The following is a 25,652-nucleotide window of genomic DNA, read 5'->3' as shown; positions in this document are numbered from 1 at the left end:
AAAAATGATTACAGTCGCTCCACAAGTAAACCAAGCTAATATTGGTCAAAAGTTAGACCTAGAAAATTTAACGGATGATCAAAAAGCGCTAGAGATTAAAGACCTCGATCTTTACTACGGTGATAAGCAGGCGCTTAATAAAGTTAATATGAACATTCCTAAAGGCCAAGTAACTGCGTTTATCGGGCCGTCTGGGTGTGGTAAATCAACATTACTGCGTTGTATTAATCGCATGAATGATTTGGTTGATATTTGCCGTATTGAAGGTGAAATATTACTCCATGGTCAAAATATTTACGATAAGAGCGTAGATGTAGCAGCACTTCGTCGTAATGTAGGCATGGTGTTTCAGCGCCCTAATCCATTTCCTAAATCAATTTATGAAAATGTAGTTTATGGCCTGCGCTTACAAGGCATTAAAGAGAAACGTAAATTAGATGAAGTAGTAGAGCAATCACTTCGTGGTGCTGCTTTGTGGGATGAAGTAAAAGATAGATTGCACGATAGCGCGTTTGGCTTATCGGGTGGTCAGCAACAACGTTTAGTTATAGCTCGCTCAATTGCAATTGAGCCTGAGGTACTTTTACTTGATGAACCAACATCAGCACTCGACCCTATTTCTACTTTGGTAATCGAAGAGCTAATAAACGATTTAAAAAACAAATTTACCGTTGTTATTGTTACACACAACATGCAACAAGCAGCGCGTGTATCTGATCAAACAGCCTTTATGTATATGGGCGAATTGATTGAATACTCAGACACAAATACCTTATTTACTACACCAACGAAGAAAAAGACTGAAGATTACATTACCGGTCGTTACGGTTAATTAGCCCGTTATAGCGTGTTGTACAAGATTAAGAGAGAAGGTAACTATGGAACATAATATTAATAAGCATATTTCTGGGCGCTTTAACCAAGAACTAGAAAATGTACGTAACCATGTATTGAGTATGGGTGGCTTAGTTGAGCAGCAATTAAATAGCGCGCTTGATGCGGTGAGTCGTAACGATGCTGAGCTTGCTCAAAAGGTACGTCAGAACGATTACAAAGTAAATGCAATGGAAGTCAGCATTGATGAAGAATGTACGCGTATCATTGCTCGTCGTCAGCCTGCAGCAAGTGACTTACGTTTAGTGATTGCAATTGCAAAAACTATTGCAGATTTAGAACGTATTGGCGATGAAGCTGAGCGAATTGCTAAAGTTGCACTAGACTCATTTACTAAAGATCAACAAGACTTGTTAGTAAATATTGAGAATATGGGCCGCCAAGTTTTAAAGATGTTACATGATGTACTAGACGCATTTGCACGTATGGATGTGCAGCGCGCATTTCAAGTACATAAAGAAGATGCAAAAGTTGACCGTGAATATGAAGCTATCACACGTCAAATAATGACTTATATGATGGAAGATCCACGCTCAATCCCTAAAATTATGGACTTAGTTTGGTCTGTTCGTTCATTAGAGCGCATAGGTGATCGCTGTCAAAATATTGCGGAATACATTATTTATTTTGTAAATGGCAAAGATATTCGTCATACATCTCAAGAAGATATAGAAAAATCGCTATAATTTTTTACCTATTTTTCTTTTTTATTAAAGCGGCTTAGTGCCGCTTTATGCATTGCAAGCCTTAGTGAAGTAATAAAAAGCGTTCACAATCTTGGTTAATACTGTAAAATTCATGCTGCAAAGCATATCAATTTGATTAAAGGGTCAGTTATGCCTACAAACGCGTTTTTAGGAGTATTTGCAAAATCTCCTATCAAACCAATGGAAGAACACATCAAGAAGGTTCATCAAGCAAGTAAAGCTTTGATACCTTTTTTTAATCACGTATTTAAAGAAGAGTGGGTACAAGCTGAAGAGCTTCGCATCACTATTCGCAATTTAGAACGTGAAGCTGATGATATGAAAAGAGATATACGCTTACAATTGCCACGTGGTTTATTCATGCCGGTAGAGCGTACAGATCTTCTCGAATTAGTAACTCAACAAGATAAAATTGCCAATAAAGCAAAAGATATTGCAGGACGAGTGATTGGTCGTGAAATGACCATTCCTAAAGTTATGCAAGCTGATTTCTTAGCTTACTTAACCCGTTGTGTAGATGCGACTAAACAAGCATCTAAAGCAATTAACGAATTAGAAGAATTGCTAGAAACGGGTTTTAAAGGTCGAGAAGTCACCTTAGTAGAAAAAATGTTAGTTGAATTGGATGCCATAGAACAAGACACGGACGAAATGCAGATAAAAGTACGCCGCCAGCTACGTGATGTAGAGGGTGAGTTAAACCCAATTGATGTGATGTTTTTATATAAAATCATTGAATGGGTTGGCGAGCTTGCAGATATTGCAGAGCGCGTAGGATCACGTCTTGAGCTGATGTTAGCTCGTTAATTTAAAATCAGTTCAAACACGAAAGATTAAGGTTTTACAATGGATATCATTGCATCTTACGGCACGGTATTAATTTTAATTGCCGCAGCAGTCGGCTTTTTTATGGCTTATGGTATTGGCGCGAACGACGTAGCGAACGCCATGGGTACATCTGTAGGTTCAAAAGCGCTAACAATCAAACAAGCTATTTTTATAGCGATGATTTTTGAATTTGCAGGCGCCTATTTAGCAGGTGGTGAGGTTACATCAACAATTCGTAAAGGAATTATTGATGCAGCACCATTTGCAGATATTCCGGAATTAATGGTTCTGGGTATGATTTCGTCTTTATTTGCAGCCGGTGCTTGGTTATTAATGGCCTCGTTCTTAGGTTGGCCTGTATCTACAACTCACTCAATCATTGGTGCAATCATTGGTTTTGCGTTAGTTGCAGTAGGTACTGAGGCGATTCAATGGGATAAAGTAGGTGGTATTGTAGGTAGTTGGATTATAACACCTGCCATATCAGGCTTTATTGCATACTTAATATTCATGAGTGCACAAAAGCTTATCTTTAATACAGATGCACCACTAAAAAATGCTAAACGTTATGTCCCTCTTTATATGGGCTTAGCAGGTTTTATCATGGCATTGGTTACAATTAAAAAGGGCTTAAAGCACGTTGGTATAGACCTAGGCTCAGCTGAAGGCTATGCACTGTCAGTAGGTGTTGCAATAGTTGTTGCTGTGATTGGTAAAATTGCCATATCTCGCTTAAATATTGATCCAAAAGCAGATAAACAAATGCAGTTCAACAATGTTGAAAAAGTATTTGCTGTTCTTATGGTACTAACAGCATGTTGTATGGCATTTGCACATGGTTCTAATGACGTTGCTAATGCAATTGGTCCACTAGCAGCTGTTGTAAACATTGTTGAAAACAATGGTGAAATTGCTAAAAAAGCAGCTATTGCTTGGTGGATTCTACCTCTAGGTGGTTTTGGTATTGTTGCTGGTCTTGCTATTTTAGGCAAAAAAGTAATCAAAACAATTGGTGAAGGTATTACACATTTAACACCTAGCCGTGGTTTTGCTGCTGAACTAGCTGCTGCTTCTACCGTTGTTATTGCCTCAGGTACTGGTATGCCAATCTCTACTACTCAAACCCTAGTGGGTGCGGTATTAGGTGTAGGTATGGCACGTGGAATTGGCGCGCTTAACATGGGTGTTATCAGAAACATTGTAGTTTCTTGGGTAATTACATTGCCAGTTGGCGCTGCCCTTGCTATTGTTATTTTCTACGTACTAAGAACCGCATTTGGGGTTTAATAAAAAAGTACTCAAAGACTTTTAGCTTGAAAAGATCTCAATGCCCTAGGTGTTGGGGTCTTTTTATTTGTGGAAAGAAAAAATGACTAACCTTCCAAGTATTAAACAACTACAGTATTTATTAGCTGTTCATCAACATCAGCACTTTGGCAGAGCCGCTAGCGCCTGCTTTATAGGACAATCTACTTTAAGTAGCGCTATTCAAAATCTTGAAGAAACACTAGGCTGTCAGCTAATTGAGCGTGAAAATCGCAGCCTTATGTTTACCAGTATTGGTGAAGAAGTTGTTGAGCGTTCTCGTAAAATAATTAACGATACAATTAGTTTAAAAGAACTTACAAAAAGCTTTTTAACACCACTAAGTGGTAAGCTGACTGTGGGTGTTATACCTACAATTGCAAGCTTTATAGCGGCTCCGCTTTATCATTTTTGTAAAGAAACCTTTTGTGATTTAGAGCTGGTATTAATTGAAGATACGAGTGACAAGCTACTGGATAAACTTGAACATGGGCATATTGATTTAGCGCTACTTGCACTGCCGTACGAAACAGATAAATTTCATACACAAGTATTGGCAAAAGATCAGTTTAGTTTAGTGCACCATAAGGATTACAGCGCTGCAAAGGGCGTAGTCGACTTTAACCTATTACCAGAGGCTAGCGTATTCTTATTAGAGCGCGAGCACTGCATGACGGGCCATGCGCTTAGTGCATGTCACTTAAACCGTGCCAGTTGTATTAACCCATTTGAAGCTGCAAGCTTACATACTCTATTAAGCATGGTTGAACATCAGCTCGGGGTGACTTTTTTACCACAGATGGCGATTAATGCGGGTATTTTAGATAATAAAAATATGGTGGCTACACCATCACAAAGTGATGCATATAGAGATATTGGTATCTTGTGGCGTAAAACTACGGGCCGAATTCGAGACTTTAGGCTATTTAGTCAACAGCTTGAGGTGTTTTTAAAGCGTCAATGTAGTTTAGATTTTTCTAAAGCAGAATAATAAGTGAACTAAAGCAGCCTACAAAGGCTGCTTTTGATTTTGAAGATGACTTTCAAAAGGCTCAAGTTCAGGTAAAAATAATAAATAAATCCATACCACCAAGTTAAAGTAAGGCACGAAGCCTAATACAGTAAAAACCTTAACTGGGTAGCCTTTAATATTCGCGTAGCGGTAACACTGATACGCGATTGCAAAATGTATAATCAGTAATAACATAACTAGTTGTGTCATACCTTCTTCCTTAAAAGCTTAAATAGCTTTGAAACCCACTATAAATATCGGTACTACGCCGCCAAAAGGTAATGTCATGTTTTTAAAGTGAAAAGCATAAAAAGGCACGACATTTTTATTTGATGCTGAAAGTATAGGCAAGAAAGGTAATATTGGTAGTAATAAAATGATTAAAATTGTTTAATTTTGTTTATTTTGGGCTAGCTTGTTGTTGGTAAAACGTTTTATTTTTAGAAATTTTTTCGAGTTCATCTTTTACTTTTTCAACAGGTATTGGGCGTGCAATAAAGTAGCCTTGCCCATAATCAACACCAATTTCTTTTAGTGCAAAAAATATCTCTTCGTTTTCAACGTACTCAGCTACAGAGCGCTTATCGAGAGACCGACTAATATCATTTATTGCTTTTACTAACGCTAAATCTATAGGGTCATTGAGCATATCACTTACAAATGAGCCATCAATTTTTACATGCTGTGCTGGTAGCTGTTTTAAATAATTAAATGTACTAAATCCAGTTCCAAAATCATCGATAGAAAAATGACAGCCTAAGCTATTAAGCTTCTCAATCATTTTACGAGTGGCCTTTAGGTTATTAATACTCGCAGATTCAGTTATTTCAAAAATTATCCGCGAAGCAGGCACGTTATACTTTTCAAGGTTTGATTCAATTAATGGCAATAAGCGTTCATCTAAGAACGATTGTGCTGACAAATTAATAGCAACTTGGTTTAACTCTGGGTGCTTAGATACACAAGCAATAGCATTACGTATAACGCATTGATCCATCAAAAATGTGTCGTTAAGCATTTCTAAAGAAGGAATAAACTGATTTGGGTATACGAGTTCACCTTTTAGTTTTAAGCGTAAAAGCGCTTCAAAATAAGCAACTTTACACTCTTTAAAATCCCAAATAGGTTGGTAATGTAGTTCAATATTATCTTGCTGTAGTGCTTGGCGAATTTCATGGCCCCATTCAAGCCCTGTTTGTAGTGTATTGTTTTGAGCATCTTCTTTTGAATAGCAATGTACTAAGTTACGCCCTAGGTTTTTGGCAATATACAAAGCAATATCGGCTTGTTTTAAACACTCATTAGGGTCATTATTTTGTGTCGTGATTTGAGTTAAACCAATAGAGCAGCTAATAGTGTATATCTGATCTTCTGATTTAAAAGCATGTTTTTCTATCGCACTACACACACCTTCTGCAATAAGGTGTGCATCCAGTAAATTCATATTGGTAAGTATGACTGCAAATTCATCCCCACCAATTCTGCATACCAGGTGATCGTCGCCAATATTTGCTTTAAATAATTGCGCCACTTCTTTTAAAACTATATCGCCCTGATGATGGCCTTTACTGTCGTTTATTATTTTAAAGTGATCGAGGTCAATATAAATAACAGCATGCTCTATGCCATCATAGGTGTATTTATCTTGGCATATTTTATTAAGCTGTTGATCAAAATAATAACGATTATGTAAACCAGTTAATGGGTCATGGTGTGCTAAATGACGTAGTTGAATCTCAGCTTGCTTTCGTTCGTGTATATTGTCGATAGTTGCGGTTATAGTCGCGTTGTTACGACTATTTTTTATTAGCTGCAATCTGCATTCAACCCAAATTAAATTGCCATTTTTGTGGGTTAACTTTACTTCTATTTGTTGCTGTTGCTCGCCACCATGTAAAATATCGTTAATAGTGTAGTCAAGCCTTCCTTTATCTTCGTTATTACAATAAGCGCTTAATGGGTTTTGTAGTGATGATTTAACACCAAAACCGCTTAATGTTTCCCATGCGGGGTTAATAAAACGAATATTACCTTGCTGATCGAGCTCTAAAACAACTGTATTTAAGTGCAATAAAATACGCTGATGAGCTGAAAATAACTCTTTGTAACGCACTTCGCTCACGCTTAATTGTTCTACTTTGTAAGCAAATTCAGCATAACTCACCATAAAATCTTCACGTCGTGCGGCGTGGTCACACACTTTGTTTAAAAATGAAGGATCGTAAGGGGCTCTAATAAAGTCGGTAACACCCGAAAGCAAAAGCTGCTCAGCGTAATCGGCATCGTCACTTTCTATAATTGTAACAATAGCTTGTTTAGAATTGTGCTGGAGGATTTCTTCAACGAGTACACTCGAGCTCTCTGCACTTGATGTAGTGGCATCGAGTAGCACAATTGAAAACTGCTGTTGGTTATAAGCGTTAAGTGCCGCTTTAGCTGAAGTTACGTGAGTGATAGCAAAGTTTAACTTTAGCTGTTCACTTATTTTGTCGGCCGTATTTTGAAGTGGCTCTAATAATAATAAGTTTAGCCGGCTACTTTTTTCTAAGTGAGTAGATAAAACATTCGCAAGTACTTGAGGGAGCATATCTTTGTGCTCAAACGGTAGTACAGCATCTATCCCATAGCTTCGGGCTGTTGTTTCGGCAATCCGCTCACAGTAAATTGGCGGAATAAGTAAGATTGGTGTGTTTTTTGGTGTTTTTAATAATCCTGAGCGGATCATCCTAGAAAAGCGCCAACCATCAATTTTACCAACATTAATGCCCGTTATTATAATATCAACAGGGTGTTGTTTTAAAAGCTTTAAAGCTTGTTGGCTGTCTTGGGCATCAATAAAGGTAAATACATTTAAGCTCTCTAAAGTGCCCTTAATCGCGCGACGTTCAGCACTACTTGCGTTTAATATTAGCAATTTAAGCTGGTTTGGCACGAGTTGAACACCCCTAATATAACTTATAATAATTTAGCCGAATAAGAATAGTGACATTTAACCATAAGAACAAGAGAATTTAGTGGCAAACACGCAAACAGACATTATAAGTTTGGCTGATTTCTTGAGCTTAATATCCGATACATATACACTTGGCGCGATTTTAAATGATGTGGATTACTAATTATGCGCGTGGCTGACTTTAGCTTTAACTTACCTGATGAATTAATAGCTCGTTTTCCTAAAGCGGACAGAACCAGCAGCCGTCTACTCACTTTAGATGGCCCAAGCGGAACTTTAGAACATAAAGTGTTTAGCGATATACTTGATTTAGTAAACGAAGGCGATTTATTGGTCTTTAACAATACACGCGTTATTCCAGCACGTATGTTTGGTCAAAAAGCTTCAGGCGGAAAAGTTGAAGTACTTGTAGAGCGGGTATTAGATGACCATCGCGTACTTGCGCATGTACGGGCAAGTAAGTCGCTTAAGGTCGGTAACGAAGTTATTTTAGAAGGCAAAGCCAAGGCAATAATGGTTGCACGCCACGATACTTTATTTGAGCTTGAGTTCGATCATAGCCAAAACGTGTTAGATATACTTAATGATATTGGCCATATGCCACTGCCTCCTTATATTGACCGACCTGATACCGATGCTGACCGTGAGCGTTATCAAACTGTTTATGGTGAAAAACCAGGTGCAGTTGCAGCACCAACTGCAGGTCTACATTTTGACGATAAGTTAATGACAGCACTCAAAGATAAAGGCGTAAATATGGCTTTTGTTACGCTACACGTTGGCGCTGGTACTTTTCAGCCGGTACGAGTTGATAGTGTTGATGAGCATGTAATGCACTCAGAATACATAGAAGTACCTGATGACGTAGTTGCAGCTGTTGCGCAAACTAAAGCAAATGGTGGGCGTGTAATTGCGATAGGCACAACTTCAGTTCGCTCATTAGAGTCGGCTGCTAAAGTTCACGGCGGCAAGTTAGATACGTATTTTGGTGATACCGATATATTTATTTTTCCTGGTTATCAATTTAATGTTGTTGATGCCATGGTCACAAATTTTCACTTACCAGAATCAACGCTTATAATGTTAGTCAGCGCATTTAGCGGCCAAGACAATATTATGGGCGCTTACAATACTGCAATAGAGCAGCAGTACCGCTTTTTTAGTTATGGCGACGCGATGTTTTTAACACGTAAGTAACAAAATATTGTTTAATACTCAGTAGAATATATTAAAACCCCCAGCTTAGTTGCTGGGGTTTTTGTTTGCGGCAATTGGCAAAACTGAATTTATCGCAGCTAATAGTATTAGTGAGGCAAAAAGGGTAGAATCAGGCGGTTAAATTATAGCTTGTTGGACTGTTTTTCCGACATTGAGGATGATATGAAATTTGAATTAGATTGTACTGACGGAAAAGCGCGCCGCGGCCGCTTAATTTTTGACCGTGGTGTAATAGAAACACCTGCTTTTATGCCTGTTGGTACTTACGGTACTGTAAAAGGTATGACGCCAGATGAAGTTAAAGCCACTGGTGCGCAAATATGTTTAGGTAATACCTTTCATTTAATGCTTCGCCCAGGTACTGAGATCATTAAACAACATGGTGATTTACACGACTTTATGAATTGGGACTTCCCAATTTTAACTGACTCAGGCGGTTTTCAAGTATTTAGCTTAGGCGCAATGCGTAAAATCACTGAAGAAGGCGTTTTATTTCAATCTCCAGTAAATGGTGATGAAATTATGATGTCGCCTGAAAAGTCGATGGAAGTACAGCGCGACTTAGGCTCAGACATCGTTATGATTTTTGACGAGTGTACGCCATACCCAGCAACTGAAAAAGAAGCTAAAGATTCTATGGAGTTATCTCTTCGTTGGGCTAAGCGTTCAAAAGAAGGGCATGGCGATAATCCATCTGCTTTATTTGGTATTATCCAAGGTGGTATGTACCCAGAATTACGTGCACAATCACAAGCTGGCCTTGAAGAAATTGGTTTTGACGGTTATGCATTAGGTGGCCTATCAGTAGGTGAGCCTAAAAACGAAATGATGAATATCCTTGATCATTGTGCGTTTAAAATGCCAGAAGACAAGCCTCGTTACCTTATGGGTGTAGGCAAGCCAGAAGACTTAGTTGAGTCGGTTCGCCGTGGTATTGATATGTTTGACTGTGTTATGCCAACACGTAATGCGCGTAACGGGCATTTATTTATTACCACGGGTGTAGTAAAAATACGTAACGCAGTGCATAAAACAGATACAGGGCCACTTGACCCTGAGTGTGATTGCCATACGTGTAAAAACTATTCACGAGCTTATTTGCATCACCTTGATAAATGTAACGAAATTTTAGGTGCGCGACTAAACACAATTCATAACTTACGTTACTATCAACGTGTTATGGAAGGTTTACGTAATGCAATTAGCGAAGGTAAATTAGAAGAATTTGTACAAGATTTTTATGCTCGCCGAGGCCAAGATGTGCCAGAGTTAGCAGATATAAAAAATTAAACTTTAAAATTAAAGAGGAAGTATCATGAGTTTATTTATTTCAAATGCACACGCAGCAGCTGGTCAACCTGCGGCAGGCGGTGGTTGGGAAATGCTAATAATGTTAGCTATTTTCGGTTTGGTTTTTTACTTTTTAATCTACCGCCCACAAGCTAAGCGCGTTAAAGAGCACAAAAGCTTAATGAGTATGATGGCTAAAGGTGATGAAGTACTTACCCAAGGCGGTTTAGTGGGTAAAATTGTGAAAATTTCTGAAGAGAAAGATTTCATCGTTATCTCTTTAAACGAGCAAGCAGAAGTTACAGTACAAAAATCTGCAGTATCTGCAGTATTGCCAAAAGGCACAATGAAGTCGCTATAAAAATAATAAGGACGACCCCGTGTTAAACAAGTTTCCAGTTTGGAAGTATTTACTTGTTTTAGCTGTGGTAGCCATTGGCCTTTTATATGCCTCTCCAAACTTGTATGGTCGCGATCCGGCCATACAAGTTTCAGGTGCTAAAGGCGCTGATGTCGATCTCAGTGTTGTAGACAAAGTAAACGCAATCCTTAAAACAAATAATGTAACCGCTAAATCGACAATACTTGAAGATGGACAAATTTTAGTTCGTTTAAAAAATGTTGAAGAGCAACTTAAAGCGCATGACTTACTTCGTGATTCGCTGAGCGATGATTACATTTCTGCTATTAATATGGCACCTGCTCAACCAGCTTGGTTAAAAGCGGTTGGTGGTAACCCTATGAAGCTAGGTCTTGATTTAAGTGGTGGCGTACATTTCACCATGGAAATCGACATGGCAACAGCGGTTGATAACCAGCTTGAGCAAATGGAACAAGATTTTCGCAGTGACCTGCGCGAAGAAAAACTACGTTATCGTAGTGTTCGCCGCGTAGCAGGCTCCGATCGTATGCGTGTAGAAATGCGTACCGAAGAAGACAAAAATGCTGCAGAGAGTTTCTTAGAAACTCGCTACCCGCTAAATGTCTACATTGATGACAGCAGTAACGATAAAGCATTTTTTGCGACAATGAGTGAGCAAAAACTCAAAGAGATTCGTGACTACGCTATCAAGCAAAATGAAACGATTATTCGTAACCGTATCAACCAAATTGGTGTTGCAGAGCCTAACGTACAACGCCAAGGCGCTGAGCGTATTATTGTTCAACTACCAGGCATTCAAGATACTGCACGTGCTAAAGAAATTTTAGGCGCGACAGCAACACTTGAATTTCGTGAAGTAGACGAAAACGCAGATATTAGCGCTGCTGCCCAAGGTCGTATCCCAGCGGGTACTGAAATGATCATGAGCCGCGACGGTTACCCTGTTGTACTTAAAAAGCGTATTATTTTAGAGGGCAGCCATATTACGGGCGCGCAATCTGGCGCTGATGAATACCAACGTCCGCAAGTAAGTATTACGTTAGATAGCAAAGGTGGGGCAAAAATGAATGCCTTTACCAAGCGTGCTATTGGTAAGCGTATGGCAACGGTATTTATTGAGTACAAGCCATCAGGTAAAAAAGATGCAGATGGTAAAGCGCTTCCGCCTATTAAGGTTGAAGAAGTTATTAACGTAGCAACAATTCAAGCACGTCTTGATCGCTCGTTCCGTATTACAGGTATCGATAACCCAGCTGAAGCACATAACTTAAGTTTGCTACTTCGTGCAGGTGCGCTTGTAGCACCAATTCAAATTGTTGAAGAGCGCACTGTAGGTCCAAGTTTAGGTCAAGAAAATATTGAAGCGGGTATGACTGCGGTTGCACTTGGTTTTGCGTTTGTACTTGTGTTTATGCTTGTGTACTACAAAGGCTTTGGTATGGTTGCAAACCTTGCGCTTGCGGCTAACTTAGTACTAATTGTAGGTGTTATGTCTTTAATTCCGGGCGCTACACTTACGCTACCAGGTATTGCCGGTATTGTATTAACGGTAGGTATGGCGGTTGATGCTAACGTACTTATTTTTGAACGTATTCGTGAAGAGCTGGCCGATGGCCGTAGCCCTCAACAAGCGATTCATTTTGGTTACGATAGCGCATTTAGCACTATATTTGATGCCAACATCACGACACTAATTGCTGCCATTATACTGTTTGCAGTGGGCACTGGTCCGATTGCGGGCTTTGCAGTGACACTTGCGATTGGTATTTTAACTTCAATGTTTACAGCCATCGTTGGTACCCGTGCGGTAATCAACTTATTTGTTGGTGGTAAACGCATTGATAAACTTTCGATTTAAGGAGCAGACATGCAAATTTTAAGTTTGGGTAGTAGAACCCTTCGTTTCATGTCTCTTCGAAAAGTGGCTATGGGTTTCTCGACGCTACTAATTTTAGCGTCGTTTGCATCAATTTTTATCAAAGGCCTAAACTTTGGTTTAGATTTTACCGGCGGTACTGCGGTAGAAGTGGGTTTTTCACAACCGGCTGACCTTAAAAAAGTACGTGATGCACTAGCTGATAATGGTTTTGCTGATGCATCAGTGCAGCTATTTGGTTCAAGCCAAGAAATTTTAGTTCGCTTAGCACCACGCGGTAGCGATGTAAAAGCTGAAGTAATTGGTAACCAAGTAATCGATGCACTTAAAAAAGCAGACGACAGCGTAGTAATGCGCCGTATTGAATTTGTAGGCCCAAGTGTAGGTGAAGACTTAAAAGAGCAGGGTGGCCTTGCCATGTTAACTGCGCTTATTTGTATCTTAATCTACGTTGCGTTTCGTTTTGAATGGCGCTTTGCAGTAGGTGCGGTAGGTGCACTACTACACGATGTTATCATTACTGTGGGTTTATTTTCGGTATTAGGTTTAGAGTTTGATTTAACTATATTAGCGGCAATTCTTGCGGTAATTGGTTATTCACTTAACGATACGATTGTTGTATCAGACCGTATACGTGAAAACTTCCGTAAGGTACGCATTGACGATACGATAGAAATTATTGATATTTCACTTACACAAACACTTAACCGTACACTTGTAACATCAATCACGACTATTTTAGTATTGATTGCCTTGTTTGCATGGGGCGGACAAACCATTCATGGTTTTGCAACTGCATTACTGTTTGGTGTGTTTATTGGTACTTATTCTTCGATTTATGTTGCAAGCTCTGTTGCTATAGCAATGGGCGTAAGCAAAGAAGATTTAATACCTGAAGTAATTGAAAAAGAAGGCGCAGACCAAGACGCTATGCCGTAACTAGGTTTGTACTTAATAAAAACCGCTCTTATGAGCGGTTTTTTTATGAGCGCATTTTTTTGCGCAATAAAAATGTCATACACACTTGGTACTTTATTGCTCCAATCAAAATAGTTGTAAGGCAAATACGTGACGATTCAGCGCAAAGTATTAGAGTACATTTTAAAAAGCGGTGAAATAACAACGCTGTTTCAGCCTATTTTTGATATTAGTAATCAAGTTATTTTAGGTTACGAAGCACTTAGTCGAGGACCTAAAAATAGCCCGTTAGAAATGCCTAATACGTTATTTAAAGTTGCCCATGAGGAATGTTTAATTTCGGAGCTTGAATTACTATGTCGCTCTAAAGCGATTGAAAACTTTGTAAGGCTTAACCTACAAGGTAAATTATTTTTAAATGTAAGCCCTAAAACACTACTAGACCCTTGCCACCCTAAAGGGGAAACATTGCACCTAATAGAGCAATTTGGCTTAGCTGCTAACCGTGTAGTTATAGAGGTTACTGAGCAAGAAAAAGTAGATGATGGCTTCTTGTTATTAAAAACGATAGCCCATTACCGAGAGCTCGGTTTTACTATAGCAATAGATGATTTAGGCGCTGGGTATTCAGGGTTAAAGCAATGGTCTGAACTATGCCCTGATTTTGTAAAAATTGACCGCTATTTTATTGATCATTGTGATGAAAGCGAAGTTAAAAAAGAGTTTTTGAAATCTATTACTATTTTGGCCAGAGCTACTAATACTCAGGTTATTGCTGAAGGCATCGAGCGTCCAGAAGAGCTTACATTTGTAGAAAACTTAGGCATTAGTAATGTACAAGGGTTTTTACTCGAAAAGCCAAGCATAAAGCCAAGTGAAGATTTCAGCTCAGAGCAACTAAAAGCTCTTTCATTTACGCAATCAAACACATTGTTTGATCAATCTATGGCTATAGGTCGCTTATCGATTACGCAACTTGCAATAAGCAGCGACACTCGCTGTAAAGATGCGCATAAGCTCTTTGAGCAAGATAAATCACTCATAAGCATTGCAGTGTTAAATACTGAAAACCAGCCAGTAGGGTTACTTCACAGAGATCAATTAACAGAAGTTTTTGCAGCGCCCTATGGGCATGCTCTTTACGATAAACGCCCCGTTACTGCACTGATGGATAAGCAGCCCTTAGTCGTTGACGAAAATCAATTACTCGATACCGTAAGTAAGCAAATAACTGAGCAGGACTTTGATATACGCCGCCATATAGTGATAACCAGAGAAAACGCTTATTTAGGGTTAGCGCCGCTTCGCGATATTTTAAAACACATAACCGAAGAAAAAATACGCCATGCACAACACGCTAATCCACTGACTATGCTCCCTGGTAATGTGGCAATTAATGAAGCTATAGAGCAGCGATTAAAAGGTAGTAATCCGTTTTCACTCGCGTATATAGACTTAAATCATTTTAAGCAATTTAATGACTTATACGGCTACGCTAGCGGCGACAGTGTAATTAAACTATTAGCTGATGTAACAGTGCAAGCGTGTAAAAATAGTGCTAACTTTGTAGGACATATAGGTGGCGATGACTTTATGGTGGTGTTTGATCAGCACAACGCGGTTGATATATGTAATACCATTATTGAGCAATTTCAACTCCAGTCTCGTATATTTTTTACATCTGAGCACATAAAGAGCGAAGGGTATTGGGCCACAAATCGTGAAGGAGAAAAGCAATTTGTGCCGCTACTAACGTTATCGATTGGCTTAGTTGAGCCTGATTTACAACAATGTAAAAACAGTCACCAAGTTGCAGCACTCGCAACTGATGCTAAAAAAGAAGCCAAACGTTATCGCCATAGTTATTTGTTTATTTGCAAACGTAAAGGGCCTGCGCCCGCAGTGGTGCGCCTAGCAAGCAATAAGCAGGTAATTTAAATAAAAATAGGTAATTATTATGTTGCCAATAAAAATCTCGACCAGTGTACTTGGTCTGCTTGCAAGTTTTGCACTTATGGCGCAAGAGCAAATAATTAATGTAGCCCAAAAGCAAGATACTCAAAACGCACGAGAAGAGTACTTAAGTGAGCTACTGGTACGTGCACTTGAGAGTGTTAACTATCCTGGGGTTATTAGGATGACTCCCATATCAGATCAGCAAAAACGTAAGCTCATAAACCTAAATGATAACGAACTAGATATGTATTGGAGTATGAGTAGTCCAGAGCGAGAGGCACTTGCTTTAGCTATTAAAATACCACTATTTAAAGGTTATATAGGAAAGCGGGCTTTACTCACTAATAAACAAAACGTAGCACGCTTTAAAGACGTAAAAACCCTAGAGCAGCTAGGAGAGTTTTCAGCAGTGCAGGGTCACAACTGGCCAGATACAAGAATAATGTCCTATAACGGCTTACGTGTAAGGCCGCTTACCAATTACCAAGCCATGTTCACTTTAACGAGCCGTGGGCGAATAGATTACTTTCCTCGCTCGTTTATTGAGGTTAATTCTGAGCTTATTGAAAACAAACAAAGTAACTTAGTCGTTGTGCCTGATTTATATATAAGCTACCCAACGGGTATTTATTATTTTGTGACTAAGAGTAAACCCGAATTGGCAAAGGCAGTAGAGGAGGGCTTAATATTAATGCAGACAAACGGCGAGTTTGATGCATTATTTAATGAATACTTCGCAAAGGATTTAAATACACTACCTTATACAAAAGGTAAAACAATAGAGATTAAGCTCGATAACCCTTATTTTTAGGCACAAAAAAAGGAGCCTAGGCTCCTTTTTAGTATGCTATTAATAGCATTTAATTAGCGAAGTAACGACTCAGTTAATACTGGACGAATTTCGCGGATAATTGCTTGAGTCAGTTTTGGTGAACCACAGATAATATTGCCGCTGTGGTTATAGTTATTACCACCGGCGAAATCTACAACCATACCGCCCGCTTCTTTAACCATTAGTTCGCCCGCAGCAGAGTTCCAAGGTTTTAAACCAATTTCAAAAAATCCATCAACACGGCCAGCTGCAACGTATGCCATATCTAAAGCAGAACAACCTGCACGGCGAATATCAGCAGTGTGTACAAACAATGCTTTAAACGCTTCAGTGTATGCATCCATGTGGTTTTTGTTTTTGAAAGGGAAACCAGTAGCAAGTACAGTGCCTGCAAGAACCGTAGTTTTGCTAACGCGTAGACGTTTACTGTTTAACTGAGTGCCTTGACCGCGAGATGCAGTGAAAAGCTCACCACGAATTGGATCATAAATAACAGCTTGGTCTAAACGACCTTTAACTTTAAGTGCGATAGAAACCGCGTAATGAGGGATACCTTTGATGAAGTTAGTTGTTCCATCGATAGGATCTACAATCCATTGGTAATCATCATCCTTTCCTTTATGCTCACCTAGTTCTTCACCAACAATTGAGTGAGTAGGGTAAGACTGTAAAATAGTGTCACGAATTACGGCTTCGGCTTCTTTATCAATGTTAGTTACTAAGTCGTTAGCGCCTTTTTGTTGCACTTCAACTTTTGATAAATCTTCACTTGCGCGAAGTAAAATTTTGCCTGCGTTGCGCGCAGCGCGAACCGCAATGTTTAACATTGGATGCATGGTATTACCTTTGGGTTGTAAAAGAACGTTTATATATTTCAGCCGGCGTATTTTAGCGACTTTTGCCATAAAGTAAACAATAAACCCCAAATACTTGTGTTTGTTTTTTATACAAGATTGAAAAGTTTATATATTTTTAAAAAATAATTATCTGCATTTAAATAAATTAATTTTAAATAACACTTTACCTAAAGTTAACTTGAGGTTTTATCGTGCTCCTAACTTAACTGATAGGATAACATTATGTATTTAGAGCACGTAAACTTAGTCGCGAGTGATATAGATAGTATGCTTACATTTTATCGCGCTGTATTTCCACATTGGTCGATTAGAAGTGAGGGCAGAGGCGATTGGCATGGAAAACCAAGACGCTGGGTACACTTTGGAGATGACACGCATTACATTGCGATAAGCAGTCATGGTGAAGGTGAAAACAGAAACTTATCGGGCCATCAAATTGGTTTTGCACACTTTGCTTATGTAACTAATAATTTAAGCGCAGTAGTAATGCGCTTAAATAAAGTGGGTTTTACTCTAAGCAAGCAAGGTAACGAGAATCCTTTCAGAAAGAATGTCTACTTTATTGATCCTGCAGGGTTTGAAGTTGAGTTTGTAGAGTATTTAAGTGATATACCAAGCGAGCGAAATAACGATTTATAATAAAATACTAAGCAGCACGCTAAAGTGCTGCTACTCAATTATAGTGAGCGATTATTATTACCCGTGCCAAACTGGGTTTTTAGCTCATTTGCAAAGCTCATAAATTTTTCTTTAATTGTGCGCTTTATTTTTACCTCAACCGAGCCCATTACTGCCTTTCCTTCAATATGAATTGTAGGGCCTTGGCGTTTGTTAAGCGACACAGATTTATTTTCAAGGCTACTTAAAATACAAAACATTTTAGACACTACATTGACATGCTCTGGTACGTAAATTTCATCGCTACCAAAAATACAGTTAACGTGAATAGTTACATTTTGATGCGCAAAAATAGCATCGGTAAAATCAAGCACCACCGATCCCATAAAGTTACTCAAATATATATTTTTTGGCACAACCCACTGACCACTTCGCTCGTTAGATCCTAAAATACTGCGTAATGTAAAATCATCATCACTGTTTTGCTGTGCACTATAATGTGGTGTAAATTGCGATTGTTTTTCTGCTTTATATTGCTGATCGGTATTAAGTGTTAAGTCTTCTACTAAGGCTAGCAGAGCTTCGTTATTAGGTGCATCCATCGCATTATCTAAACGTCTTTCGAATGCATCAACAGAAATAACACCATGACTGTAATTATAAATTAATTGATCAATCACTTGTTCGCGTACTTGCTCTATTGGGCGGTCTTCAACTTTTACAGACATGAGTTATTCCTTATTATATTTACTATTGATACTGCTCTTGTAGTTAGGCTGCAAACCGCGTACCAAATATAATTTCATTAATTATCAATTGGTTATTTTTTAACGGTGTTTTTTGTTTTGTTATATTAACGATAGATTAACCAAAAGAGCAATTATCTAGCTATTTTCACTATTTGAGAAAGTTTTACCGAGTAGCCTGTAAATAGTTACACAAACATAGATAAGGTTTTATCTTTTAATTAATTCAAGCCTTTGAATTTTAAGTATAAATAAAGTTGGCCTGAAGCTCGCATTAGTTAAAGTGTCTTTAATCAAAAGGAGAAAGATTATGAAAACATTTAACAAATCTATTATCGCAGCTCTAGTTCTTGGTACTACGGCTATGGGTGCCCAAGCAAACAGCTGGGAAAACGAAAGTAAAGATGCTTGGATTGATGGTAAGGCAGAAACCGTTCTACTTATGAACACTAATCTAAACAACTTTGACATTAACACTGATGTAAAAAATGGCAAGGTAGTACTTACAGGTAAAGTTAATAGCGAACTCGATAAAGAGCTAGCAGAAGAACTTGTACTTAGCCTAGATGGTGTAACTGATGTTGATAACAGCCTTACTGTTGTTAAAAGCATGGACACCGAAGATAAAAACAACGACATGATGGACGATGATGATAACGACCTAACGGACGCTAAAATCACCACTGTAATCACAACTCGCTTCCTGTTTGACTCAGAAGTAGGTGGTACAGACATTGATGTTGATACCGACAACGGTGTGGTAACTCTGAATGGCTCTGTAGAGTCTGAAGCTGAAAAGCAACTAGCAGTTAAAATTGCTAAAAATGCTGAAGATGTTCGCGACGTAGTTGATAAACTAGCTATTGTTGCTGAATAATACAGTATAGTTAAGGCCCAGTAATACTGGGCTTTAAGTCTTTTCAATGTTTAATTTAAATGGAGTTTGATCATGGATATTATTCGTATAATACTTTCGGTTTTATTACCGCCATTAGGTGTGTTTTTGCAAGTTGGCTTAGGTATGCATTTTTGGTTAAATATTCTATTAACACTGCTAGGTTATTTCCCAGGGTTAATACATGCAATCTACATTATTGCGAAAAAATAATGACAGATTATATATTGTGTAAGCCGACTACTGAGGTTTAGCTAAATACTTTAGTACCGATCGGCTCACAATATTAGTTTTTAGAGAGTTTTTAGATTAAATCCATTTTTTAAAACTCTTCAACCCATTAATTCACTTCCTTAACTCACTCCCAATATTATTTTAAAACTATACTTATTGTTTACTAATAAGCTTTCCAGCTAACAGTCGCGCTCAGATTCTGATTTGATGCCATTTAGGAAATCTTCAACATTAGTGTGTTTATACATCTATAATATACAATCAAATACCTTATTATTTAGTGACAATATTACCTTCACTTCTAGTGTTATCATTAAACTAGGTTTTTAGGCATGTTGAGGTAGTTAATTGAATATTCGACTTATAATGTCAGGCGTTGTGTCATTCATTTTTTATTTTAGTTGGGCCTTCTGGGCAAATAGTGCGGCAGACATTGCTAAATCGGTCACTTTTCAAGCTGCATTAGTGCAAGGGTTGTATAGTGGATTTGTAACGCTGTTTTTTACCTTTATTTTAGAAAAGGTCGTCAACAAGTATAAGTTTAGTTATGTAACGCTTGCGTTCGTAACTCCAATTATTTGTATGTTTCATTCTAAAACACCACAAAACGTCGCAATACGACAAAGTTTTAATAATGCAATTAACTCTAGCGCCTCGTATTTAAGTAATAAAAAAAAAGCAGGCGTACTTTTTGCGCCTATTATTCCGATTACTGTTCAATCGAGCTTAGTGATTATGGTGAATGTAGTTAATCAGACACCTAATCTGGCACTGACAGTAGCCCCAAGCATATTTTTTACAGCCTTGTATGCCTACACATATATGTTAGCTTTGCTTAAAAAGTAGAGGGTTAAATATAAAAGACTATATGGGATAGGTTTTGTTTATAATTTAATGCAGTGAATAGCACGGTAAATATCTTACATTTTATGTTTATGCCCACTTAAAAGATTACTATTTAAGCAGTTAGCTTGTTGATTGTTAAAATAAAGGTTTTTGGTAGTGACAAGCACCTAAAAAGTTTTTATACTGCAACCCGCTTTAGTCGCTCTGTGACTGAACGCTTCAAAAATTAACTGCCTAGCAGTTATATAAAGTTGGCCCCTTAGCTCAGTTGGTTAGAGCACACGACTCATAATCGTTAGGTCCCCAGTTCGAGTCTGGGAGGGGCCACCACTTTTACAAATTTCCCAAGTAAATATCTATCCAAATTATTTAAAGCTACATTAATTTAATATTGTGTAATTTTTATTCTTTAGTTACCCCTAAGAATAAACGTAATCTAAATAAAGTTAATCCATAGATTAAGCTAAGCTTTCTTAAATTTGGAATAGTGCGAATGCACTATTAAATTCCAGCGTTAGATCAGATGCTTTGCTTTATAAGTGACAGTGATCAGCATTTAATGTCAGAAGACAAAAAAGCCCCTATTGGGGCTTTTTACTTACTAGTGTTTACTTTTATTGCTCAAAGCTACAAGAGTTAACTAATTTTTACGGTATATCTCATGCTCAATATCGTAAATATTTACGCTTAGACTGTCTGATGCTCTGCAATATGTTTTTAAACATGAAAGTAGCAGTTCGCTTAACATTTGTTTTTGCTCAATTGAGCGTCCTGCCAAAATATGTACCGCGATATGTATAAACCCTGATTTTCCTGCGCCAAGTTGATATTGCTGATAAGCAATAGCACGTGTTTTTATGGTTTCTAATTCAAACAAGTTACTTTCGAAAGCGGTTGTATGAATTTTTTCTACCAGTACTTGAGGTAAAACGGGGAGGTCTTCTGAGTGTTCAATAATAATGTGCGGCATTTAGGCGTTTCCTATTATGAGTTACTGCATGAGCGAGAGGTAATTGTATCAAATACAAGAGGGGTCACTAAACCCTGAGCTATCTAAAATCTTTACTTTAAACTAATTTAGTCGTATTTATTTTTGATGTTAGTATAAAAACAAACAGGTGAACCTTCGCTTAGTAACTTATCTACTAAGTTACCTATATATTGATTAAGGATAAGTATGAAATTACCACAAAAATTTAAACGTTTAGCTTTACTTGCAGGTGCAATTGTTACGTTAAGTGCTTGCTCTGACGATGTTGCTTCGGTAAGCCTTGGGTTATTTACAACTAAAGATGTTGTGGTGAATTCGCAGCAAGATCCTATTGTTGAGGGCGTTACTTGTCATATTAGTCATATAGAGGCTAATTTAGATTTTTCAGATCCCTCTGATATGTCTATAGCGTGTCGTCAAACGGGGCCAATTACAGCGCAGCAGCTACAAAAAATAGACCGTAGCAAATCGGGCGAAGTGATCTTTAAATCATCTAAAAGTATATTATTTAAATCACTAAAAGTACGTCGTATTTACGATGCTGAAAATCGTACTTTATTGTACTTATCGTACTCAACTAAAGAGTCCAGTGGAAGCCACCACCATGCGCTATCAACAGTGCCGCTATACAATACTCAAGCGTGGGACTGGGCGCTTACACAAAAAGACTAAGTTAGCACCTACGTAAGCACCTAAACTAAAACCTAAAAGAGCACACTATGTTAGCTTTATTTAAATCAAAGCCATTATTAGAGCAGCAAGAACAGCAATGGCTTATTGATACATTTATTTGGGCTGTAGAAAACTTTGATGCTGAGTTTTTTACAAAGCACACTCAAATAATACTGCCAACGGCCACTTTTTTCCCTGATTCGGTATCGAGCATTGAAGAAATGGCGAGTAATGTTTTTAACCGCGTTACTAATTACGCGGGTATGAACGCATGGCCTATCCAACTAGTTGCACCGCAGCAATTACAACCGCAAGTTTTTCCACACTTTGAATTTAGCAATGAAATACGTGGCGAAGGCAGCCATCTAATTGTGCCGCCAAGCCATACGATTAATATTTCTTTTAATCCTAACCAGATTAATCAGCCACAAGATTTAGTGGCTAGTTATGCAGGTACTCTGGCCACCATACTTATTCATCACGTTGGGGTGCTACCGCCAGGTGGTAGGGAGTATTTACCACAAGCTGCTGATGCACTTGCTTGTTTTTTAGGGTTTGGTGTGATGATGAGTAATACGGTGTATCAGTTTAAAGGCGGGTGTGGCTCTTGCTATAACCCATACGCTAACCGTGAAGCTAAGTTAAGTGAAACGCATACGGTATTTATGCATGCCCTAATTAGTTACTTTAAAAACGATAAAGTGTCTAAAAAGCATTTAAAGCCGCATTTACGTGGCCAGTTTAAAAAAGCACAAAAAGAAATTAAAGCATTGGTAAATAACTCGGCCAACCCGCTGTTATTAGCTTATTCGCCAAACTAGCAAGGATCTGCGTGGAATACTTAGATGAATTTTTACTGATTGTTATTGCTCATTTTTTTGCAGTAGCAAGCCCAGGGCCTGACTTTGCCGTAGTACTTAAGCAAAGTGTGCAACAAGGAAGGCGCAATGCATTGTGGACAAGCGCAGGTGTTGGCGCTGCTATTTTACTGCACGTTGCCTATTGTGTTTTAGGTGTTGCGCTTATTTTAACGCAATCGCCTAGTTTATTTATGGCGCTCAAGTACCTTGCTGGTGCATATTTAGCTTACTTAGGCGTACAAGCTCTTAGAGCTGCAAAACCGCCTGCAAGTAATGAAGGCGAGGCTGTAAAAGATGTTGAAAACAAAACCGTTCAAGAGGAACCCGTTTGGGTGGCTTTTAGGCGCGGCTTTTTCACCAATGCATTAAACCCAAAAGCCACGTTATTTTTTATGTCGTTATTTACACTCGTGATTAGCCCAACAACACCTACTAGCATACAGGTCGGCTACGGCGTGTATATGGCATTGGCTACTTGGGCGTGGTTTTCAATGCTTTCAATGATGCTTTCTCGAGATAATGTAAGGGGCTTTTTCCAACAACGCGGTTATTGGTTTGACCGTGGAATTGGCATTATTTTAATTGCACTTGCAGTACGTGTTGTTATTTAACTTATTCAAAAAGCGCAGGAGATAAAAATGCCGCTATATAATTTTTCATTTGGTTCTAATATGTCATCTAATCGTTTGTTAGCGCGCTTGCCCAATGTAAAGCGTGTAGGAACTGCGGTACTTAAAGGCTACGAGCTTACTTTTGATATGCTATTTAAAGATGGCTCAGGTAAATGCAGTATTTGTCCAAGCGATAAAGAAGATGCATTGGTTTACGGCGTTATTTATGAGCTCAATGAAGAAGAAAAAGCTATTTTAGATGGTATTGAGGGCGTAGGTTACGATTGTGTAGATATAGCCCCAACGCTTTTAACGGGTGAGACTGTAGCCGCACATTGTTATATAGCTAATACCCATGACAGCGATGTACTGCCATATGATTGGTACATAAAACACGTTCATCGCGGTTCACTTGAAGCGGGCGTACCAAAAGAATACAGTGATGCCATATTAAATCGCGCACAAAAAAGCGACACCAATCAAGAGCGCGCAGCAATTGAATTTGCAGTTCATCAAAAATAATAAAATAGGATTGATATGAAATTAACCAAACTTGCCGCAATTGCACTATTAGCAGGCACTACGTTTAGCAGCTGGGCACAAGTTGATACCAACAAAATTGACGACGTAATTAAAGCGTCAATGGCACGTTTTGACGTACCCGGTATGGCAGTTGCCATTGTTGAAAACGATAAAGTAATATTTGCTAAAGGCTTTGGTGTAACTAATCTCGATACCAACAAAAAAGTAAACAAAGACACTTTATTTGGTATTGCTTCAAACACAAAAGCATTCACTACTGCGGCACTGGCAAAGTTGGTTGATGAAGGTAAATTAAGCTGGGATGACCGCGTAATTGATCATTTACCAGAGTTTAGATTGTACGATTCGTACGTAACACGCGAAATGCGTATTCGTGACTTATTAAGTCATCGCAGTGGGCTAGGGCTTGGGCAAGGCGATTTAATGATTTGGCCAAGCACGGATAAGCCCGTTGATGAAATTTTAGCGGGATTACAGTATTTAAAACCAGCGAGCAGCTTTCGTAGTAAGTACGCTTATAACAACTTGATGTTTGTTACCGCTGGCGAAGTGGTTGCACGTGTGTCGGGTATGAGCTGGAACGATTACATCGAAAAAAATATATTACAGCCGCTACACATGGACAACTCACGCGCAGGTTTTTCACGCATCCCAAAAAGCAACACTAACTGGGCAACAGGTCATATTCCTATGGATGGCTCACTTCATCCCTTTTTTGTGAACTACCTTGAGGACTTTAGAGGCGCAGGTGCCATTGCTTCAAGTGTAAGCGACATGAGCCAATGGCTTCGTACGCAATTAGCGGGCGGTAAAATGCCAAGTGGCGAGCAGCTGTTTAGCGAAAAGCAACAAGCGCAAATGTGGCACCCACATATTACGTCTATGGCGTCTAAAAGTGCGTTTGAATCGTATCATCAGCAGTTTAGGGGTTATGGGTTAGGTTGGAGTATTGAAGACTACCACGGCTTTAAAAAGCTAGGTCATGGCGGTGGTATTTTAGGAATGGTATCGCAAGTTACTTTATTGCCAGAGAAAAACCTCGGTATTGTTATTTTATCTAATCAACAAGCTTTTGGTGCACTTTCGGCAGTAACCCATGAAGTACTTGAAGATGCACTTGAGCTCGAAGATAAAGACTGGGTAGAGGATTTAGCTAAAAGTCATTTTGAAGGTAAACAACACGCGTACGCTAATGCAAAACCAGAAGCCCCCGCCGACTACCAACCACAATTACCAAACATTAATTACACCGGTACATTACATGATGATTGGTATGGCGATGTAATTATTGAGCAGCTTGATAGTAAATTGCATATTGATTTTACGCATACCAAGCGCTTAAAAGGCACACTTGAGCATTACACTGGTAATACATTTATAGTTAAGTGGGATGAAAAACTGCTTGAAGCGGATGCGTTTATTCGTTTTGAAATGAGCTCACAAAACCGTGTAAACAGCGCTAAAATGCGTGCAGTATCAACACAAGTTACCGACTTTAGCTTTGACTTTAGAAACCTACATTTAAAAGCAAAATAGCTAATAATATTGATATTCAAGGTATCGATATTTAAAGTATTGATATAAACCAAAGTCGCAAAGCCACCCATC

At 38.6% G+C, this 25,652-nt stretch carries 26 protein-coding genes and 1 tRNA gene; 22 read left to right on the top strand and 5 right to left on the bottom strand.

Going from position 1 to position 25,652, the window contains the following annotated elements:
* The first annotated feature begins 4 nt into the window (after positions 1-4).
* From pstB to H5157_RS06265, 5 genes are all read left to right on the top strand, one after another.
* Positions 5-832, top strand: a complete 828-nt coding sequence (gene pstB, locus H5157_RS06285; protein ID WP_002957840.1) for a phosphate ABC transporter ATP-binding protein PstB — start codon at positions 5-7, stop codon at positions 830-832.
* A 46-nt stretch (positions 833-878) separates the two neighbouring features.
* Positions 879-1,580 (top strand): phosphate signaling complex protein PhoU, encoded by a 702-nt coding sequence (phoU, locus tag H5157_RS06280; protein WP_007586465.1) that lies wholly within the window; start codon positions 879-881, stop codon positions 1,578-1,580.
* A gap of 150 nt (positions 1,581-1,730) precedes the next feature.
* Positions 1,731-2,408: a TIGR00153 family protein gene (locus H5157_RS06275; protein WP_002957838.1), complete on the top strand. Its 678-nt coding sequence runs from the start codon at positions 1,731-1,733 to the stop codon at positions 2,406-2,408.
* Positions 2,409-2,447: 39 nt separating this feature from the next.
* Positions 2,448-3,716 (top strand): inorganic phosphate transporter, encoded by a 1,269-nt coding sequence (locus H5157_RS06270; protein ID WP_024597536.1) that lies wholly within the window; start codon positions 2,448-2,450, stop codon positions 3,714-3,716.
* Positions 3,717-3,798: 82 nt separating this feature from the next.
* On the top strand, positions 3,799-4,725 hold the full coding sequence (locus H5157_RS06265; protein WP_002957836.1) for a hydrogen peroxide-inducible genes activator: 927 nt from the start codon (positions 3,799-3,801) through the stop codon (positions 4,723-4,725).
* 18 nt (positions 4,726-4,743) lie between these two features.
* Here H5157_RS06265 and H5157_RS06260 read toward each other — a convergent pair whose 3' ends face one another.
* Positions 4,744-4,956 (bottom strand): hypothetical protein, encoded by a 213-nt coding sequence (locus H5157_RS06260; protein WP_182724372.1) that lies wholly within the window; start codon positions 4,954-4,956, stop codon positions 4,744-4,746.
* A 190-nt stretch (positions 4,957-5,146) separates the two neighbouring features.
* A complete protein-coding gene (locus H5157_RS06255) occupies positions 5,147-7,678 on the bottom strand; it encodes a GGDEF domain-containing protein (RefSeq protein WP_039489071.1) in 2,532 nt (843 codons plus the stop codon).
* A gap of 186 nt (positions 7,679-7,864) precedes the next feature.
* Here H5157_RS06255 and queA point away from each other — a divergent pair, with 186 nt between their 5' ends.
* The 7 genes from queA to H5157_RS06220 all read left to right on the top strand — a co-directional run bounded on the left by queA (position 7,865) and on the right by H5157_RS06220 (position 16,150).
* Positions 7,865-8,896 (top strand): tRNA preQ1(34) S-adenosylmethionine ribosyltransferase-isomerase QueA, encoded by a 1,032-nt coding sequence (queA, locus tag H5157_RS06250; RefSeq protein WP_182724371.1) that lies wholly within the window; start codon positions 7,865-7,867, stop codon positions 8,894-8,896.
* Positions 8,897-9,079: 183 nt separating this feature from the next.
* Positions 9,080-10,207 carry a tRNA guanosine(34) transglycosylase Tgt gene (gene tgt / locus H5157_RS06245; RefSeq protein ID WP_002957831.1) on the top strand — a complete coding sequence of 376 codons (1,128 nt, stop codon included), beginning with the start codon at positions 9,080-9,082 and terminating at the stop codon, positions 10,205-10,207.
* A 25-nt stretch (positions 10,208-10,232) separates the two neighbouring features.
* A complete protein-coding gene (yajC, locus tag H5157_RS06240) occupies positions 10,233-10,568 on the top strand; it encodes a preprotein translocase subunit YajC (RefSeq protein ID WP_002957830.1) in 336 nt (111 codons plus the stop codon).
* Positions 10,569-10,587: 19 nt separating this feature from the next.
* Positions 10,588-12,447 carry a protein translocase subunit SecD gene (gene secD, locus H5157_RS06235; RefSeq protein ID WP_002957829.1) on the top strand — a complete coding sequence of 620 codons (1,860 nt, stop codon included), beginning with the start codon at positions 10,588-10,590 and terminating at the stop codon, positions 12,445-12,447.
* Between the two features lie 9 nt (positions 12,448-12,456).
* The gene (secF, locus tag H5157_RS06230; RefSeq protein ID WP_002957828.1) at positions 12,457-13,404 is read left to right on the top strand and encodes a protein translocase subunit SecF; all 948 of its coding nucleotides are present in this window, start codon (positions 12,457-12,459) and stop codon (positions 13,402-13,404) included.
* A 129-nt stretch (positions 13,405-13,533) separates the two neighbouring features.
* Entirely contained in the window at positions 13,534-15,321 is a 1,788-nt protein-coding gene (locus tag H5157_RS06225) for a bifunctional diguanylate cyclase/phosphodiesterase (RefSeq protein ID WP_182724370.1), read from the top strand.
* 19 nt (positions 15,322-15,340) lie between these two features.
* Positions 15,341-16,150 carry an ABC transporter substrate-binding protein gene (locus tag H5157_RS06220; protein ID WP_182695500.1) on the top strand — a complete coding sequence of 270 codons (810 nt, stop codon included), beginning with the start codon at positions 15,341-15,343 and terminating at the stop codon, positions 16,148-16,150.
* A gap of 53 nt (positions 16,151-16,203) precedes the next feature.
* Here H5157_RS06220 and suhB read toward each other — a convergent pair whose 3' ends face one another.
* Positions 16,204-17,007 (bottom strand): inositol-1-monophosphatase, encoded by an 804-nt coding sequence (suhB, locus tag H5157_RS06215; RefSeq protein ID WP_002957826.1) that lies wholly within the window; start codon positions 17,005-17,007, stop codon positions 16,204-16,206.
* A 243-nt stretch (positions 17,008-17,250) separates the two neighbouring features.
* Here suhB and H5157_RS06210 point away from each other — a divergent pair, with 243 nt between their 5' ends.
* Positions 17,251-17,667 (top strand): VOC family protein, encoded by a 417-nt coding sequence (locus H5157_RS06210; RefSeq protein ID WP_182682573.1) that lies wholly within the window; start codon positions 17,251-17,253, stop codon positions 17,665-17,667.
* A 38-nt stretch (positions 17,668-17,705) separates the two neighbouring features.
* Here H5157_RS06210 and H5157_RS06205 read toward each other — a convergent pair whose 3' ends face one another.
* Positions 17,706-18,374 (bottom strand): LiaF domain-containing protein, encoded by a 669-nt coding sequence (locus H5157_RS06205; RefSeq protein WP_024597540.1) that lies wholly within the window; start codon positions 18,372-18,374, stop codon positions 17,706-17,708.
* A gap of 328 nt (positions 18,375-18,702) precedes the next feature.
* Between H5157_RS06205 and H5157_RS06200 the strand changes: the two genes are divergently transcribed.
* The 4 genes from H5157_RS06200 to H5157_RS06185 all read left to right on the top strand — a co-directional run bounded on the left by H5157_RS06200 (position 18,703) and on the right by H5157_RS06185 (position 20,697).
* Positions 18,703-19,269 (top strand): BON domain-containing protein, encoded by a 567-nt coding sequence (locus tag H5157_RS06200; RefSeq protein ID WP_182693927.1) that lies wholly within the window; start codon positions 18,703-18,705, stop codon positions 19,267-19,269.
* A gap of 72 nt (positions 19,270-19,341) precedes the next feature.
* A complete protein-coding gene (locus H5157_RS06195; RefSeq protein ID WP_002957822.1) occupies positions 19,342-19,500 on the top strand; it encodes a YqaE/Pmp3 family membrane protein in 159 nt (52 codons plus the stop codon).
* A 369-nt stretch (positions 19,501-19,869) separates the two neighbouring features.
* Positions 19,870-20,367, top strand: a complete 498-nt coding sequence (locus tag H5157_RS06190) for a hypothetical protein (protein WP_259399352.1) — start codon at positions 19,870-19,872, stop codon at positions 20,365-20,367.
* A gap of 253 nt (positions 20,368-20,620) precedes the next feature.
* Positions 20,621-20,697: transfer RNA gene (locus tag H5157_RS06185), tRNA-Ile, on the top strand.
* A 310-nt stretch (positions 20,698-21,007) separates the two neighbouring features.
* Here H5157_RS06185 and H5157_RS06180 read toward each other — a convergent pair.
* Entirely contained in the window at positions 21,008-21,337 is a 330-nt protein-coding gene (locus H5157_RS06180) for a 5-carboxymethyl-2-hydroxymuconate Delta-isomerase (protein WP_002957818.1), read from the bottom strand.
* Positions 21,338-21,544: 207 nt separating this feature from the next.
* On the opposite strand from H5157_RS06180, the gene H5157_RS06175 reads away from it, so the two are divergent.
* Genes H5157_RS06175 through H5157_RS06155 form a run of 5 tightly spaced genes read left to right on the top strand, consistent with a single transcriptional unit; the run spans position 21,545 to position 25,580 of the window.
* Positions 21,545-22,030, top strand: coding sequence for a CreA family protein (locus H5157_RS06175; protein WP_002957817.1), 486 nt, complete (start codon positions 21,545-21,547; stop codon positions 22,028-22,030).
* 47 nt (positions 22,031-22,077) lie between these two features.
* Entirely contained in the window at positions 22,078-22,851 is a 774-nt protein-coding gene (locus H5157_RS06170) for a hypothetical protein (RefSeq protein WP_002957816.1), read from the top strand.
* Positions 22,852-22,862: 11 nt separating this feature from the next.
* Complete coding sequence (locus H5157_RS06165) at positions 22,863-23,501, top strand: LysE family translocator (protein WP_024597544.1); 639 nt, start codon at positions 22,863-22,865, stop codon at positions 23,499-23,501.
* A 27-nt stretch (positions 23,502-23,528) separates the two neighbouring features.
* The gene (locus tag H5157_RS06160; protein WP_024597545.1) at positions 23,529-24,023 is read left to right on the top strand and encodes a gamma-glutamylcyclotransferase family protein; all 495 of its coding nucleotides are present in this window, start codon (positions 23,529-23,531) and stop codon (positions 24,021-24,023) included.
* Positions 24,024-24,038: 15 nt separating this feature from the next.
* Positions 24,039-25,580 carry a serine hydrolase gene (locus H5157_RS06155; protein WP_182724369.1) on the top strand — a complete coding sequence of 514 codons (1,542 nt, stop codon included), beginning with the start codon at positions 24,039-24,041 and terminating at the stop codon, positions 25,578-25,580.
* The last annotated feature ends 72 nt before the right edge of the window (positions 25,581-25,652 follow it).

This window comes from Pseudoalteromonas sp. SG43-3, assembly GCF_014164385.1.
Classification (GTDB): domain Bacteria; phylum Pseudomonadota; class Gammaproteobacteria; order Enterobacterales; family Alteromonadaceae; genus Pseudoalteromonas; species Pseudoalteromonas distincta.
This window is presented reverse-complemented; position numbering and strand designations above follow the sequence as displayed.

Bases quoted from the DNA above. Each gene is read 5' to 3' on its own strand.
- pstB (WP_002957840.1), top strand. From the start codon at position 5: ATGATTACAGTCGCTCCACAAGTAAACCAAGCTAATATTGGTCAAAAG.
- phoU (WP_007586465.1), top strand. From the start codon at position 879: ATGGAACATAATATTAATAAGCATATTTCTGGGCGCTTTAACCAAGAA.
- H5157_RS06275 (WP_002957838.1), top strand. From the start codon at position 1,731: ATGCCTACAAACGCGTTTTTAGGAGTATTTGCAAAATCTCCTATCAAA.
- H5157_RS06270 (WP_024597536.1), top strand. From the start codon at position 2,448: ATGGATATCATTGCATCTTACGGCACGGTATTAATTTTAATTGCCGCA.
- H5157_RS06265 (WP_002957836.1), top strand. From the start codon at position 3,799: ATGACTAACCTTCCAAGTATTAAACAACTACAGTATTTATTAGCTGTT.
- H5157_RS06260 (WP_182724372.1), bottom strand. From the start codon at position 4,956: ATGACACAACTAGTTATGTTATTACTGATTATACATTTTGCAATCGCG.
- queA (WP_182724371.1), top strand. From the start codon at position 7,865: ATGCGCGTGGCTGACTTTAGCTTTAACTTACCTGATGAATTAATAGCT.
- tgt (WP_002957831.1), top strand. From the start codon at position 9,080: ATGAAATTTGAATTAGATTGTACTGACGGAAAAGCGCGCCGCGGCCGC.
- yajC (WP_002957830.1), top strand. From the start codon at position 10,233: ATGAGTTTATTTATTTCAAATGCACACGCAGCAGCTGGTCAACCTGCG.
- secF (WP_002957828.1), top strand. From the start codon at position 12,457: ATGCAAATTTTAAGTTTGGGTAGTAGAACCCTTCGTTTCATGTCTCTT.
- H5157_RS06220 (WP_182695500.1), top strand. From the start codon at position 15,341: ATGTTGCCAATAAAAATCTCGACCAGTGTACTTGGTCTGCTTGCAAGT.
- suhB (WP_002957826.1), bottom strand. From the start codon at position 17,007: ATGCATCCAATGTTAAACATTGCGGTTCGCGCTGCGCGCAACGCAGGC.
- H5157_RS06210 (WP_182682573.1), top strand. From the start codon at position 17,251: ATGTATTTAGAGCACGTAAACTTAGTCGCGAGTGATATAGATAGTATG.
- H5157_RS06205 (WP_024597540.1), bottom strand. From the start codon at position 18,374: ATGTCTGTAAAAGTTGAAGACCGCCCAATAGAGCAAGTACGCGAACAA.
- H5157_RS06200 (WP_182693927.1), top strand. From the start codon at position 18,703: ATGAAAACATTTAACAAATCTATTATCGCAGCTCTAGTTCTTGGTACT.
- H5157_RS06195 (WP_002957822.1), top strand. From the start codon at position 19,342: ATGGATATTATTCGTATAATACTTTCGGTTTTATTACCGCCATTAGGT.
- H5157_RS06180 (WP_002957818.1), bottom strand. From the start codon at position 21,337: ATGCCGCACATTATTATTGAACACTCAGAAGACCTCCCCGTTTTACCT.
- H5157_RS06175 (WP_002957817.1), top strand. From the start codon at position 21,545: ATGAAATTACCACAAAAATTTAAACGTTTAGCTTTACTTGCAGGTGCA.
- H5157_RS06170 (WP_002957816.1), top strand. From the start codon at position 22,078: ATGTTAGCTTTATTTAAATCAAAGCCATTATTAGAGCAGCAAGAACAG.
- H5157_RS06160 (WP_024597545.1), top strand. From the start codon at position 23,529: ATGCCGCTATATAATTTTTCATTTGGTTCTAATATGTCATCTAATCGT.
- H5157_RS06155 (WP_182724369.1), top strand. From the start codon at position 24,039: ATGAAATTAACCAAACTTGCCGCAATTGCACTATTAGCAGGCACTACG.